The sequence below is a fragment of the Paenibacillus mendelii genome (assembly GCF_024498075.1).
GTDB classification, from domain to species: Bacteria; Bacillota; Bacilli; order Paenibacillales; family Paenibacillaceae; genus Paenibacillus_Z; species Paenibacillus_Z mendelii.
Genome location: NZ_JANHOF010000007.1, coordinates 246,494 through 261,832, shown reverse-complemented (window position 1 = coordinate 261,832; position 15,339 = coordinate 246,494). Strand labels below are relative to the sequence as shown.

The window sequence follows — 15,339 nt, the reverse complement described above, 5'->3', positions numbered from 1 at the left end:
GCTTCATAAATCGGTTAGGGGACATTTTTGCGTCATCCGTTATTTCCAAGAATCATAAAGAAGACGCCCGCATTACCGGGCGCCTTCTCTATTGTCTGTTACCGTGAAGTTGTTCGAATTCCTCAGCCGCGATCGGCTTCGCGAAGTAATAGCCTTGAATCCAATGGCAGCCCTGCGAGCGCAGAAATTCGTACTGCTCCTCCGTCTCGACGCCTTCTGCTATTACATTGAGCTTCAAGCTGCCTGCCATGGCGACGATGGCCTTCACGATAGCCGCCTGCCCTCCGCTGCCGGGTATGTCCTTAATGAACATCTGGGCGATCTTCAACGAGTCGACCTGTACGGCCGTTAAGTAGCTTAATGACGAATAACCGGTTCCAAAGTCATCGACTGCAACTTGGACGCCCTGCTGTTTCAGCGGAAGAAGCTTGGCCAGCGTCTCCATCTCCTCCCGTATGGCAACCCCTTCGGTAATCTCCAGCATCAAATATTGCGGCGGAAGACCCGTCTCCCTAAGAATTGTGCGAACACGATCGGCAAAGTCGGCTTCCACCAACTGCCGGGGAGACACATTAACGGATATTTGGAATGGCGGGAACCCTTGCCTTAGCCACTCCGCGGCCTGACTGCAGGCGGTTCGCAGAACCCAATCCCCAATCGGTACAATCAGTCCGGTCTCTTCGGCAAGCGGGATAAAGTCGGCTGGCGATACAAGCGAGCCGTTGCGAGGCTGCCAACGAATCAGCGCTTCAGCCCCTACCAGCTCCTTGGTACACGCACGATACTGGGGCTGGTAATGGAGAATGAACTCGTCCTGCTCCAATGCGATACGCAGGGCCTGCTCGATTGCCAGCTTTCGTTTTAGAGCCCCTTTGAGCTCTTTCGTATAGAACCAGCACTTATTCCGCCCGAGCGCTTTGGCCTTGTACAAGGCAATATCGGCGTTCTTCATAAGCTCCATCGTTGTCATACCGTCATCGGGAGCAATGGTAATCCCAATACTTCCCGTCAAACGAAGCTCGAGAGAGGCTAACAACAATGGCTCCTCAATGGCTTCCAATATCGCTTCCGACCATTCGAACGGCTCGCCTCGGCCATTGATGTCCGTGAAGAGAACGGCGAATTCGTCGCCGCCGAGCCGGGCGACCGTCATGCGGGCGTCACTGGACTCCTTCAGCCTTATACCGACTTGCCGTATAATTTCATCCCCAGTTGCGTGGCCATAGCTATCATTCATATACTTAAAGCGATCCAAGTCGATGAACATGACCGCCAGCATTCGGCCTTCGACACCGTTTGCCTTCAGCCGCTGAAGCTCCAGGGACACCTTCTCCTCGAAATATTGACGGTTCGGCAGACCTGACAGCATGTCATAATGGGTCATAAATTCATTTCGATCCAGCAATCGTTGCTCCTTTTGCAGGAACGCTTCATTCTCTGCTAGCAGCATTCTTTCTTTGCTTAACCAATATAAATATGCAGCCAGATATATGGTAACCAGGAGCAATGCAAATACGTATGCCGGCACTGCCATCTTCCCTCCTTCATGCAAATCCAAGCAAAAGTCGGCGCAAAAAAAATAAGAACAATCCGCCCTCCGGATCGTTCTCCACAGTTGGCGGTCTGGCAACCATAACAGAGGTACATCTGCGTTAGGTCCATGACTTTGCGTCCTTATTTTTCAATAAGTTTGCCTTTAATGAAATTATGTATGTTTTGGCTGATGTAGTTCTTATTAACTATTTATAACATGACTATATAACCATTATAGGTTGGGTGTAACTTACTGTCTATATGATATCATCGAATAATGTCGAAATTTGGTATGTTTAACCTAACTTGTTTTAGTTTATGTGTGGATAAATACGCCAAGAAGAAGGGAGATCCTACGATGAGAGAAACGGAGATCGCAACTTACTTTTTCGAAGATGACGGTGTTATGCCGAATAATCGCCTTTTGCCTGTTCTCGTGTACCTTGGTGTTATGCAAGACGACACCGGGCGTATCGAGCAGCTCTTCAATCAGAACAATTGGCGGAACAGCTGGACGAACGGGGTATTCGATTATCATCATTATCACAGTAATACACATGAAGTATTGGGCGTTACCAAAGGCAGCGCAACCCTTCAGCTTGGCGGCGAGCAAGGAGCTGCCGTGCACGTACAGGCGGGAGACATTGTCGTTCTGCCAGCGGGAACGGTGCATAAAAGGCTGACATCCAGCGCGGATTTTCAAGTGGTGGGGGCATATCCAGACGGAATGCACTATAACCTGCGCAAGGGCAAGCCTGATGACCGCTTGGCCGCACTGGATGAAATTCCGCTGGTGCCTCTTCCCGGGACGGATCCTGTACATGGGCATAACGGCCCACTGATGAAATATTGGAGAATTCAAGCCACTTAGCAGGCCGAAGCTCAATCATGAGGCCGCCGTTTCTTGCGGCGGCCTCATGATTGATTGGAAGCCTATGTGTTCTTCCGGCAACGCTGCATAAAATCGCCTATTGGCGGCGGTTTGCAGGCTATCTGATAGATGATGCTGTAAGCTTTAGCGCTGCAGTGCCCCTTCAGTATTCTTCTACCCGCAGCGCTAATTGCCCTTCCGGTAATCCAGCGGTGTAGCACCGGCATATTCGGAGAACAGCCGTGAAAAATACCGAGAATTGGGTATTCCCACACGATCGGCCACTTCGTATACCTTCATATCGGTCGTCCGAAGCAGACTCTTCGCACGGTCCAACCGGCAGTCCTGCACATAATCATGAAAGCTCTTGCCGGTTTCACTGCGGAAGAGCGCTGCGAACCAGCTGGGGCTCAAGTTAACCTGCCGTGCAGCGTTGGCTAGCTCAATCTGCGCGTAATCACGCGCAATAAGGCGCAGCGCTTCCTTGATCTCCTTGCGCATGCGGCCGGCATTGCCGCCCTTGCGCTGCGCCATGAGAGCAGCGAGCTGCCGCGCCTCGCAAGCGAGCACGGAAGCGTGAAGCGCCGATCCCGCCGCTTGCTTGAACCGCTCTGGCGGCCAGCCCGCCTCATCGTCCTCGCTCTTCTCCCAGCTGAACGATTCCACCTGGGCGGCGATCGACTGCGCCATCCGCCTGACCTGAATCGGAACGGGACGATATTCCCCGCCAATCAGCTCGGCCCATTCCCGGATGCGATCTCCTGCCTCCTGACCATCATCCCGCAGGGCGGCTTCGCCGATTGCCGCCAGGAGCGAGCGGAACCGTTCGGGCGGGAACGGCTCATACTCGCATGTCCCCGGTTCCCGTACAGTCTCGCCAGGCATGGCATAGAAACCCGCTTCGCACAATGCGAGCCCCCGGCTGTATGCCTCATGCATATCGGAGGTCCGGTGATAGACGGCTCCTATGCTCATGACGTAATCGACATCGGATCCGGCATCCGCCCGGCTGCGAAGCCTGTCGCTGACGCGGCCGCACTGCTCGTAATACCAGCTGTAGAAGGAAGCGAAGCTCTCCCGGTCAACCACATAGTAGAATAGACACCAGATATCAGGTGCCATTCGGATCGGCAGATAACGATACCTTGGATCCGAGCACGCTGCGTCAAACCAATCCTCGGCCGCCTCATCGGGCAGCGCCCGCGAGGTCCTTATGACAGACAGCGCATAGCCGTCATGTATAAATCCCGCTTGCTTCAGCTTATCTGGCATCTGATCCGCCGGGAACAGCAGCAGCTCCTGCAGCAGCAGACGGATCAGCTGCTCGGTATCCACCTGCTCCTTACGAATCATATCGGCCGTCCGCTGCAGCACACCGACAAATTCCTCCTCGCTAAGAAGTACTTTCGTCAGGTAGTCGCCGGCTCCGTACCGCAGAGCAAGCTGCACCTTCTCGAAATCCTCGTAGCACGTGAGCAGCACAACCTTCGGAGGCGACGGCATCGTCTGCAACCGCTTGAGCAGCTCCAGTCCATCCATGACCGGCATGCCGATGTCCGTTACGACAATATCCGGCTTGAGTCGTTCTACAGCCTGAAGCGCCTGCAGGCCGTTCTCCGCCTCTCCAACGATTTCGAATCCCTTGGCAGCAAGCCCGAAGCTGCGAAGCCGAAGCAGTGCAAAAGGCTCGTCGTCAACCAGCAGTAATTTGACGGTTTGCTCCTCCATCCGCTGCATCCCCCGTTTCGATGATTCTAAGGCGCACGGTCACGGTCGTCCCGGCCAGAGGATCGCTGACGATCGACAGACCGTATCCCGTACCATAGTACAGCTGAATCCTTTCGTGAACGTTGCGCACTCCAATATGGAAGCCTCCGCTTGCAGAGGCTGTCTCCTCCGTGGATAGACCGCCCTTCATCAGCCCGGCGATCTTCTCCTTCGTCATGCCGACGCCATTGTCATCGACGACGATAATTAGCTCGTTCCCATATACATATGCTCTAACAGTCAGCTTCCCTCTCCGGTCCGTCAACGGGCGAAGTCCATGGAACACGGCATTCTCTACAATCGGCTGCAGCACCAGCTTGAGTACCGGCATAGAGGCTAGCGACTCAGGGGGGTCCTCGACCGTGAATTCGAACCGGTTATCATAACGGACTGACAATATATATAAATAATCTTTGACATAAGTCATCTCTTCGCTGAGCGGCCGGAGCACGGTCGTCCGGTCCAGCCCGTACTTCAACAGCCTGATTAGGACAGCCATCACGCGATGGACGTCGCTTTTGCTGCTAATATCGACCATGATATCAATGGTGTTGAGCGTGTTGTACAGAAAGTGGGGATTAATTTGCGACAGCAGCATTTGAAAGTCTGCCTGCCGCTTCTGCTCCTCCGTCTGCTTGAGCGTCTCGATCAGTTCCTGAATGGTCCGCATCATCCGATTAAATTCGCGCGCCATCTCCCCGAATTCATCCTGCCGCGTCACCTCGAACTGATGGTCGAGATGACCCCGGGCGATGTGTCGAATACCCCGGGTGAGCGATTCGATTGGCCTAGTAAACCACCAGGAAACGCCGATATATATGAAAGTAAGGCCGGCTGAGCCAAGCAGTAAAATCATGATCGCGAACTTCACAACCGGCCGGTATTTGTTTTCTAGCGTCTTGACGTCGCCGACGACGACAGCCTTCCAGAACGGCGCATGATTCATGTCGGAGATGACGTAATATTGTCCGGTCCGCTCGAAATAAGTCTTGGCTTGCGAAAGCGTTTCTGTATTGCGCTCCGCATACTCCAGCGTCTCATAGCTGTTGCGGGCAACAATGGTAATGGAATAAATAAGCCTGTCGTTACGGTCGTACAGCAGCGTCCGTGTATCATAGCTGCCTGCGAACGCGGCGCTCCGCTGCACGATGTTGGTCACATCGGTTACGAAGGCCAATACGCCCTCTTGCTTTCCTTCCTCGTCGACCACCTGCTTGGTGACGATGCTGACCAGACTAGTCAGCCCCGTGGATCCCATCGTCGAGTTGAACGGCTCCGACCAGACCACGCCGGTATTGGAGCTGTAAGACTGGTTCTTGATGATGGCAATCTCTTTATCTCCAAAGCTATCCCAGTAGTATTCCGGATACCCGGCAACAAGTCCGTCGTTCCGGATATAAACGACGCCCCGCACGAGCTCAGGACGCGTCAGCGCAGCCGCCTCCATCATGCGTATCCAATCGGCAGGCCCTTGCTGCCCGTATAAAATCTCCGATTCGATGCCGAGCACATTCAGCACCAGATCGTTCATCTGATTCTCCATCATGCGGACCGACTGCACGACCATCCCGTTCAATGCGCTATCCTGCGTCTGACGCAAAAAAGACGTCGTGCCCGATTGCGCCAATAGAATGACCGCCGCCTCCAGGATCAGGCTCGGCATAATGAGCCAAATCAGCAGCTTCGTCCGCGCTCCGAACCGTCCGCCCCGCATTGTATAGCCCCCTTCAATCTCCGTTGTTGCGCTTGTATGTAGTATCAAGTATATAGCCAGCCGTCCATTGGTCAAGCGGCAGGCTATATACCTGGCATACAATACGCGCAGCCCGGAGCTTACGGTTAAGGGGCTGCTGCCTCCAACTGCTCGGCAGCTTGCTTGATCAGCTTCTCGCCGCCGGCTTTCTTCCATTCGTCCACATATTTATCCCACTCGTCGAAGCTTCGCTTGCCCAGTACGAAAGCAATTTCGTTCTTCTCGGTGAAATCCTTCAACCGGTTGATTGTCGGACCGTCGAGATTAAGAAGCATGTCATAGTTCTTCTGGCGCGGATAAGCGCGCACGATATCTTGGTATTTGTCACCCGGTTCGTTGTACGGCACGTCCGGCGAATAACGGTGGCGCTCCCAGATCAGCGTGTAGCCGAGGGATTGCCAGTCCATCATGCCCTTCAGCTCGGGCTTCATTTCGTTTTGCAGTTTGGCCATGTCGGATTCGTAGTAGTACGTGCCGTCTTCATTCGTGACAACTTTCGTGTAGTCCGGCCAAATTTCAGGACCGCCGCCTTGGTTGCCAACCCAATAATATTTATTCGGATACTGCACCGCGTCAAGGAAGTGGGCGATCCGCTTCAGCTTGCCTTGATCCTCGCCGGCTTTTTTGGAGATGACGTAAATTCCGCCCGGCGATCCGCCCGGAGGCATGAGCCCTTCTTGACCCGCTACGGCGGAGAGCGGCGGTACAGGCGCCCAATTCTCGATCGTCTTGACATCGTTCTGCGAAGCGGAATATTGCTCCTGCAGCAGGTTCCAGCCCGGGTAATTGACCATCCCGATTTTGTTTTGCAGCGTGTACGCTTTGAACTGCTCCCATTGAATCGTGTACCAGTCCGGCGCGAGCAGCTTGTTGTCGTTCAGCTTTTTCATGAATTCCAGGTAGCTCTTCATCGTGCCATCCAGCATCGGATGGTTAATCTTATCGTCCTTGACGTTCCAGCTTCTGTGGCCGAACATATCCATCAGACCGGCCATCATGCCGAAGCCTTGACCGCCGCCGGCCGCGCCCATGAAATACGTATCCGGCTTGCCATTGCCGTCCGGATCCTGCTCGGTAACCGCTTTGGCATATGCGAATACCTCATCCGCTGTTTTCGGCATCTCCATGCCCAGCTTCTTCAGCCAATCCTGACGGATGAAGTTGCCCCATACGTCCGGGAATACCGGCAGACGCGGAATGCCTACCATATTGCCGTTATCGGTCGACCAGTTCTTATACTCCTGCGTGACGTACGTCATCATCTGCGTCATATAGGGCAGAATCTCCGTCGCTTCCAGCAGCTGTCCTTGCTTGAACAGCGCTTGCGCAATCGCTTTGTCTCCCAGCAGGACGACATCCGGCGCATCGCCTGACGCAAAGCGGACATTCGTCTTGTTAACCAGGTCCTCGGCGGACAGATTGGTGAATTTCAGCGTCACGTTGAATGTTTTCTCGTAAAATTCCTTGATCATGTCTTGGGTGGCAGGCTGATTAATGAAGCCGCCGATCATGATGTCGATTGTGTAATTTTTGCTCATGTCGTCATAGGCATAGCTCTTGTCGTAATCGACGGCTTTCGGCACGTCGGGGAATTTCTCGGGAAATACGAGATCCTCGGGCTTGACGACCCCAGCCGCTTCGTCGGCAGCGCCGCCAGAAGCTTGATCCGGCTTGTCGCCTCCCGTTTCGGCCTGATTGCCTTTCCCGTTGTTGCCGGAGTTCGAGTCCTTGCTTCCGTCGCTGCATGCAGCGAGTACCAGCGATAAGACGAGCATCAACGAAATCGCGATGACGGTCGTTCTTCTGAACATGCTTGTATCCCCTCTTCTTGTTCATTTGGTGGTCTTGCATTCATCTATGCCAAGAAGCCCGCGGTGCTTCGTTAGCAACTCCATGCACCTTGCCTTTTGCTTGCCGGTGCGATCAGCCTTTGACCGCACCCATGTAAACCCCTTTGACAAAATACTTCTGCAGGAACGGATACACCATCAGAATCGGCAGCGTTCCGACAATAACCGTCGCCATTTTCATCGATTCCGGCGTGATGGCGCTGCCGTTGATAACCAGCGCTTGCATAGCATCGCTCGAAGCGGCGGTTAGCATATTTTTCAGAATGAGCTGCATCGGGAACAGATTCGCATCATTCAAGTACACCATCGCATCGAACCAGCTGTTCCAATGAAACACCATGCTGAACAAGCCAATGGCAGCCAGCGCCGGAGCAGCTAGCGGCACGACGATGCGCACCAGCATCTGCATCTCGGATGCGCCGTCGATCTTGCCGGCTTCGATCAGTCCGTCCGGCAGATTCTCGATGAAAATTTTGATGACGAGTAAGCCGAAGCTATCCACGAGATAGAGCAGAACGAGCGACCAGACGGAGTTGATGAGGCCAAGCTGCTTTACGACCAGATACGTTGGGATTAGGCCCGCATTGAACAGAATCGTCGCGACGACGAGAAACAGCATGATATTCCGGCCCGGCAAGGTACGCACCGACAGCACGTAGGCGCCGACGACGGTCAGCAGCAGCATGAGGCCGGTGCCGATGGCGCTGCGGAAGACTGAGATGCCGAACGATTTCCATATAAGCGGCGACACAAGAATGCGTTCGTAGGCTGCGAAGGTCGGTTCATGTGGAATGATGACGAAATAGTTGCGTTTCATCATCTCCACCTGACCCGTCAGAGACATACCGAGCACATAGAGCAGCGGGAAAACCGCCGAAATGACAATCAGGATGACGAGGACGTGAATGACGATTTGATAGGTTCTCTCCGACCTGGATTTATACATAGCTCCTCCTAAAGGTTTTCTGTGCTTCGTCCGACGTTAGCCGAGCCAATACTCGCTTCAATAGCAAAATCTCTTACCATATGCCGCGACCTGATATCTTCTTGGCGAAATAGTTGCAGATCACGACAAGCGCAAGCCCGATCACCGATTGAAACAGCCCGACTGCCGTCGCCAAACTGAACTGAAGCCTGGCTAAGCCTTCCCGGTACACCCATGTATCGATGACATCCGCCTTGTCGAGTACGGCATCGTTATAGAACAACAGAATTTGCTCGCCGCCTGCGTTCAACAGGAAGCCCAGATTGATACACAGCACGAAGGTGACGACCGGCATAATGCTTGGTAACGTAATATGCCGCATGCGCTTGAGCGGACCGGCGCCGTCGATTACGGCTGCCTCATACAGCTGCGAATCGACAGTGGACAATGCGGCCAGATAGATGATTGTACTCCAGCCGATTTCCTTCCACAGCGCCGAACCGATCAGAATCGGACGGAACCACGAGGAATCAAGCAGGAACTCATGCCGGTCAAATCCAAACGAAGCCAGCATATTATTGACAAAACCGGAGCCAACCGAGAAAAAGCCGAACACAACGCCGAACACGATGACCCAGGAGAAGAAATGCGGGATATAGACGAGTGTCTGCAGCCATCTCTTGAGCCGTCTGGTCGCCATATCGTGGAACATGATCGCCAGAATAATCGGCGGCAGGAAGCCGCATACGAGCCGCAGCACGCTAATTTCGATCGTGTTGCGAATGACTGTCGGAATGTCCGGCGACAGGAAGATGTCTTTAAAGTTTTGCAAGCCAACCCATGGGCTCTCGAATACCCCTGATCCCAGCTGCAGCTCCTTGAAGGCTACGACCCACGCCAGCAGGATCGGCCAATATTTGAACACCAGGAAGTACGCCAATACAGGAATAAACAGCAAATAGAGCGTACGGTGCTGTTGGATGCGCTTCCATAAAGACTTTTTTAGGACACCGCCAGGCGATTCTGCCGTCACCGCACTTCCCGTAACGGCTGCGGTTACTACTGCCGTCTTGCCAGCCGATGGCCTTTTTGCTTCGGACATGCTTGTTCCTCCCTCATATGATAGCGCTTACTATGGCTCATTCTATCACGGCTGTTTCCAGGGAATGTTCATTGTGCGATTGAAAATGTACACGGTGGAACTGTATTCGCCGAAGAAGACCTTCGGAAATCATCCTAACAAATGGATGGAAGCGCGCTGCTCTACAGCCACCGGTAGCGATTGCGGTAATCGCTTGGATTCTCGCCGAACCTGGATTTGAACAGCCGGGAGAAATAATGCACGCTGTTGAACTGGAGTACAGCGGCAATGGCGGTTACCGACCGGTCGGATTCCTGAAGCATTGCCTTGGACGCATCCAGCTTGCGCGCCAGGTGGTAGCTGTGCGGAGATTCACCGTATAGGCGGCGGAACAGCCGGGAGGCGTAATCATGCCCATAGGGCGACCAAGCTTCCAGCCAGCCCGGATCGTATGCTTCTCTGGCGAGCTCATCGAGCTTGCCTTTAATGAACGAAATATGCAGATGCCGCGGGTCGTCCGTATGTTCGCCGCCAGCCAGCGTACGGGCCGTCCGGCCAAGCAGTTGAAGCAGGATGCCGCGCAGAATAAGCGCGCTGAACGGATCGCTCTTGCGAAATTCCGCGACCGCTTCCTGAAACAACGCACGCGGCCAGCCCTCGGTCTCGCAGCAGACCGCGATACCCGGCAGGCGGGGCTCCCCTTCTGGTACATGATGAAGGTCGGTCAAGTTGTGCGCGGGCTCGATCACGAATCCGCCCTCTTCCTCGCCAGTCCGTGCATATGGGGTAAAATGCAGGCCGAATAGCGTAAATGGATCATTGTCATCGGCTCGAAACCAATGCGGCTCGCCGGGACCGTAATAATAGAGCTGCCCCGGTCCGACCTCGAACCGTTGTCCGGCGATGACGGCGGCGCCAGTTCCCCGCTCTACATAGATAAATTGATGATCGTGGATGAAACGGGGGCCGAACGATTCCCCTCCGCTGCAAATGAGCCGATTGGCATATCCGACGGCAGGCTGCAATACCTCCCCGGTCATATCGTTATTTATCATCATACAGATGCCTCCCATCAGGGTCATAATCGCCCTCAATGTAGCATATCGACCGATAAAGTACAAATGAATCCTACCGCAGCCAAAGACGTCCGCGCGCAGTCGTACTATGCTGTCCTTATAAGATATTTTAAGAGGATACAGCTTGCTGCGATGTTGATTCATCGCAGTATCACTCCACGAAACATAAGTACTTGCTTTCGATGTCGGTTTTTGCTCGACTGACGTCGGGCGATGCACGCAAAAACTTTAAGCCTATGCTTCCGATGCCAGTTTTTGCTCGACTGGCGCCCGGGCAAGCACGCAAAAACTTTAAGCCTATGCTTCCGATGCCAGTTTTGCTCGACTGACGTCGGCGAAGCACGCAAAAACTTTAAGCCTATGCTTCCGATGCCAGTTTTTGCTCGACTGACGTCGGCGAAGCACGCAAAAACTTTTAGGAGGTCAAATCCCATGTCCCACCCTTCTACTGATAACGATAAGAAACCGATTACGTCGGAGCTCCAAGACGCTACGCCTCTGCTCACCGATCCCGAGGCGCTGCGGGCGCAAGCCGCGGCCGATGGCTATTTGTTTTTGCGCGGATTTCTGGACCGGGATTCCGTCTTGAACTTGCGCAAGGACATTCTGGAGATCGTGGAGCGCGATGGGTTGCTCGATCCAACACGTCCCTTGATGGAAGGCATGACGCTGCCGGAACAGGCACATCGTTATTCGCAGGACGAAATTGCCTGGAACGGCGTCGGGGTCCCGATGCATATATACCGTGAAGTGCAACAGCTGGAATCCTTTCACGCCCTCGCCCATGATCCGAAAATGCTGTCGTTGTACGGCATGCTGTTCGGCGAGACGCCCTTCGTGCATCCACGCAACATCGGCCGGATCATGATTCCGCATCGCGATCAGAAGGTGACGCCTTCGCATCAGGATTTCCTGCATATTCAAGGCGAAGAGAATACGTGGACGTGCTGGATGCCGATCGGAGATATCCCCAAATCACTTGGCGGGCTCGCCGTGTTGAAGGGAAGCCGGCAGGAAGGGCTGCTTGGCGTTACGAACGCTCCTGGCGCAGGCGGACTGGAGAGCATTCTGTGCGGGCTGGATTACGAGTGGCAGACCTGCGATTACGAGGCTGGCGATATTCTTACGTTCCACAGCCACACGGTGCACAAATCAACGGCCAACCAAGTCCCGAACCAACTCCGCATCTCCTGCGATTATCGCTACCAGCCGCTGAGCGCGCCGATCGAGAACAATTCCCTGCTTCCACACGGACCTTATGTATGGGAAGAATTATACAAGGGCTGGAGCAGAACCGACCTTCAGTACTACTGGCAGAATGAATCGTTCGACTACAAGCCCTTCGATGCCTCCATCCGTTGGCAGCAGGACAAAATATGCTAATACAGCTAAAATAAACGCGAAGACCCCCCGTCTCATTAAGACGTGGGGGTCTTCACGCATGATTGCCGATATTCCGACGGCGACACACCGAACTTCTTCCTGAATACCGTCGCAAAATGCCGAATATCCTGATACCCGATCCGCTCGGCGACCTCAGCCAGCTTCAGCTTCGGATTATGCAGCAGCTTCTCGGCTTTATCCAGCCGCAGCTGGATCACATATTCTTTGAAGCCATGGCCCGTCTTCTGCTTGAACAGCTGGCTGAAATAGGCCGGATTCAAATAAACAAGCGATGCCACTCTCTCCAGCGATAAATCCTCTTGATAATGCGTCCTTATATACTGCTGCGCCACCTCTACGGCGCGTTCGCCGCCTGAGGCATAGTGTTCATACACCTGTGTGGAGGAGGCCTGACTCATACGCCGGACCTCTTCTGGAACGGCATCGAATTGCTCGATCAGCTCGGAATGCATGATTTGGAACGGTACTTTCAAATAACGGATTAAATGCGATCTCAGCTCGTCGAGCAGAACGGCTAATATCCCCCTGTTTGGAACCGTGATCAGACCCAGCATGCTCTTATGGTCATGAATCGCCACAAACCCCATGCCATGCTTCTCTATCAGCTCACTAAGCACATTCTCAATAATGAAATGCTCCAGATGAACGACCTTGTCACTTTCCATCTTCACCATGATGAGATAGAAGGACGGATGACTTTCCATGAATGGCTCCAAGTCGATACGACCGGTATCCAAGCCAGATGCGAACCGCTGAAAAACAGCCTCGCGTAAGTATTTACGTCCGACCTTAAGCAGCTCTGCCTCCTCTGTAAACTCTATTTCCCGGGCAATCTCTTCACCCAGCGTTCCGATCATCTCGGTCAACGCTTCTTTGCCGATCGGCTTGAGCAAATAATCCTTTGCACCAAGACGAACCGCTTCCTGGGCGTAAGCAAATTCCGAGTAGGCGGAGATGACCACCCATTTAACATGAGGATGGCGGTGGCGGGATATTTTCATAAACTCCAAACCCGTCATGCCTGGCATTAGAATATCCGTCAACACGATGTGGATATGGTGAATGCGCAGCAGCCCCGCGGCTTCCTCCGGATTAGATGCCAGCAAGATACGGTATTGCGGAAACCGATTGTGCAGTGTACGCTGAATTCCTTCCCGTATCGTCGTTTCATCATCTACGATCAGTATGTTCATCGATCATCCTGCCTTTCGAGGGAAGCGGCATGGAGATCACTACCGTCGTTCCCTTACCTTGTTCACTCTCGACCCGAAGTCCATATTGCTCCCCGAACATGAGGACAATACGGCGATGCACATTGGGAAGTCCGATTCCCTTGCGCTTCATGGCACTGGATGCACCTGCGATTCCACTGTCTGCCGACCATTCTTGGCCGTCATCCCTATCAGGCGTGGAGCTTCCGTCCAACAAGGCCGTTTGCAAGGCTGTTAACGTGTGCTCATCCATGCCAATTCCGTTATCTTCAATGACGATATGCAGCTCTTGCCCGCTCGTTTCCGTATAGACCCGAAGCAAGCCGGGGCGATTCACCGGTTCAAGGCCGCTTTTTACCGCATTCTCAATAATCGGTTGGATGGTCATCTTCGGAAGGGTTATATCCAGCCAGGCATCGTCCACTTGAACCTCAGTCCGTACCCTTCCTTCCAAGCGATTCTCTATGATCGTCATGTAGTGACGCATCTGATCGAGCTCTTGGCGGAGCGTCGTCCGGGAGGCTTCCTGCCAGTCGCTGCTGTAGCGAAACATATGAGACAGTGAGAGAATCACCCTCCCCAGCCGATCATTCTCCCTCTCGTCCAGCATCCAGTAGATCATATCCAGCGTATTGTAGAGAAAATGCGGATTGACCTGCGATTGCAGCGCCTGCAGCTCCGCATTCTTCTCGCTAATCGATGCGAGCGTGATCCGCTCAATCAGCTCATCCATGCGGTTTACCATTCGATTGAACGAGGAGACTAGGCTGTTGATTTCCTCGAATGAATTGACGTTCACCGTACCCTTGAAATTCCCCATCTCGACCTGCCGCATCTGACGAATCAACAGCTTGAGCGGCGAAGCAATGTTCCGGGAAATTAAGGATGCCAGCGCCGTGGACATCATGACGAATAAGACAATGACGATCAGCAAATACTTTCTCGCCTTCACGACCTCTGCGTTGATATCCGCTTTGGGCGTTAATCCGAAGACCGTCCAATCGGCCAGCTCCGCTCTTGCAGCGACGATGAGCTGGTCGGTCCGGTTGTCTACGATCACATGATCGCGATCCGGCCGCGGCAAGCCGCTGAAGGACGGTGCAGCTACCCCATCATTCTCAGTTGTAGCAATAATCCGATCCTCGTTATCGGCGATGTACACCCGGCTGTTCGGACTAATCGTCACATTGGAGAGCGCCGACATAATCGGCTTCGGGTCGGTTTCGATAAAGACCACCCCGATCCTCTTGTACGTATTCAAGTCATACAGCTGCCGGCCAAAGACAAATACCGGCTCTTCCTGCATCGTATTGATGACGGAGCCGTCGTACAATCCCATCCATACCATTTCGCCGCTCGACTGCTTCAGCTTCTGGAACCAGCCCGATTCTTTATAATCCGGATCAATTACCCCGGCGAAGCGTTTCTCGTAGTTGTATAGCTTCCCCTTATGGGTCACAACGTGAATGCCGATGATGTCGTCGCGCGAATAGAACACAGCACCCAGAATATTCGTAATCGACCGTTCGATATTCGCGCTGACCGCCGGATTCTTCTCCTTCTCTCTTAGCTCCAGCAGACGCAGCAGCTCATAATTGCTGTTGAGCGATTTCGTAACGCTGTCATATCCTTCGAGCAGCAGGTCGAACAGACCCGCTGTCTGCGAAATATTTTTCTCGGCCATGTCTCCGATCTTGTCATGAATGATCTCCGTGGTGCTCCGATAATACAAATAGCTACCGACGATGAGAAGTGCCATCATACAGGAGAGAAACAACAGGAACAGCCGGTTATGAATGGAATGCATGCCCCGTGACCGTGCCAATCGATGTCGTCCCCTTTCTTGTGCGGCGTTTCCTCACATCTTA

At 53.5% G+C, this 15,339-nt stretch carries 11 protein-coding genes and 1 riboswitch; of the genes, 2 read left to right on the top strand and 9 right to left on the bottom strand.

Going from position 1 to position 15,339, the window contains the following annotated elements:
- Positions 1-88: 88 nt before the first annotated feature.
- Positions 89-1,534, bottom strand: a complete 1,446-nt coding sequence (locus tag NNL21_RS22330) for a putative bifunctional diguanylate cyclase/phosphodiesterase (protein WP_204820242.1) — start codon at positions 1,532-1,534, stop codon at positions 89-91.
- Between the two features lie 80 nt (positions 1,535-1,614).
- A riboswitch (cyclic di-GMP riboswitch) is annotated at positions 1,615-1,705 on the bottom strand.
- A 186-nt stretch (positions 1,706-1,891) separates the two neighbouring features.
- On the opposite strand from NNL21_RS22330, the gene NNL21_RS22325 reads away from it, so the two are divergent.
- Complete coding sequence (locus tag NNL21_RS22325; RefSeq protein ID WP_204820243.1) at positions 1,892-2,404, top strand: cupin domain-containing protein; 513 nt, start codon at positions 1,892-1,894, stop codon at positions 2,402-2,404.
- Between the two features lie 186 nt (positions 2,405-2,590).
- Here the strand turns inward: NNL21_RS22325 and NNL21_RS22320 are convergent, their stop codons facing one another.
- The 6 genes from NNL21_RS22320 to NNL21_RS22295 form a co-directional block, all read right to left on the bottom strand.
- The gene (locus tag NNL21_RS22320) at positions 2,591-4,132 is read right to left on the bottom strand and encodes a response regulator (RefSeq protein ID WP_204820244.1); all 1,542 of its coding nucleotides are present in this window, start codon (positions 4,130-4,132) and stop codon (positions 2,591-2,593) included.
- Positions 4,098-5,885 carry a cache domain-containing sensor histidine kinase gene (locus tag NNL21_RS22315; RefSeq protein WP_204820245.1) on the bottom strand — a complete coding sequence of 596 codons (1,788 nt, stop codon included), beginning with the start codon at positions 5,883-5,885 and terminating at the stop codon, positions 4,098-4,100. The genes NNL21_RS22320 and NNL21_RS22315 overlap by 35 nt, the downstream gene beginning before the upstream one ends.
- A 125-nt stretch (positions 5,886-6,010) precedes the next feature.
- Complete coding sequence (locus NNL21_RS22310) at positions 6,011-7,735, bottom strand: extracellular solute-binding protein (protein WP_204820246.1); 1,725 nt, start codon at positions 7,733-7,735, stop codon at positions 6,011-6,013.
- 112 nt (positions 7,736-7,847) lie between these two features.
- Positions 7,848-8,720 (bottom strand): carbohydrate ABC transporter permease, encoded by an 873-nt coding sequence (locus NNL21_RS22305; RefSeq protein ID WP_204820247.1) that lies wholly within the window; start codon positions 8,718-8,720, stop codon positions 7,848-7,850.
- A 73-nt stretch (positions 8,721-8,793) separates the two neighbouring features.
- Positions 8,794-9,801, bottom strand: coding sequence for an ABC transporter permease (locus NNL21_RS22300; protein WP_204820248.1), 1,008 nt, complete (start codon positions 9,799-9,801; stop codon positions 8,794-8,796).
- Positions 9,802-9,962: 161 nt separating this feature from the next.
- Positions 9,963-10,838, bottom strand: coding sequence for a helix-turn-helix transcriptional regulator (locus NNL21_RS22295; protein ID WP_204820249.1), 876 nt, complete (start codon positions 10,836-10,838; stop codon positions 9,963-9,965).
- Positions 10,839-11,288: 450 nt separating this feature from the next.
- Here NNL21_RS22295 and NNL21_RS22290 point away from each other — a divergent pair, with 450 nt between their 5' ends.
- A complete protein-coding gene (locus NNL21_RS22290; RefSeq protein WP_204820250.1) occupies positions 11,289-12,239 on the top strand; it encodes a phytanoyl-CoA dioxygenase family protein in 951 nt (316 codons plus the stop codon).
- 35 nt (positions 12,240-12,274) lie between these two features.
- Here NNL21_RS22290 and NNL21_RS22285 read toward each other — a convergent pair whose 3' ends face one another.
- Together NNL21_RS22285 and NNL21_RS22280 are read right to left on the bottom strand one after the other, a co-directional pair.
- Complete coding sequence (locus NNL21_RS22285; RefSeq protein ID WP_204820251.1) at positions 12,275-13,453, bottom strand: response regulator; 1,179 nt, start codon at positions 13,451-13,453, stop codon at positions 12,275-12,277.
- Positions 13,431-15,296, bottom strand: a complete 1,866-nt coding sequence (locus NNL21_RS22280) for a sensor histidine kinase (RefSeq protein WP_373567591.1) — start codon at positions 15,294-15,296, stop codon at positions 13,431-13,433. Before NNL21_RS22280 ends, NNL21_RS22285 begins: the two co-directional genes overlap by 23 nt.
- Positions 15,297-15,339 lie beyond the last annotated feature (43 nt).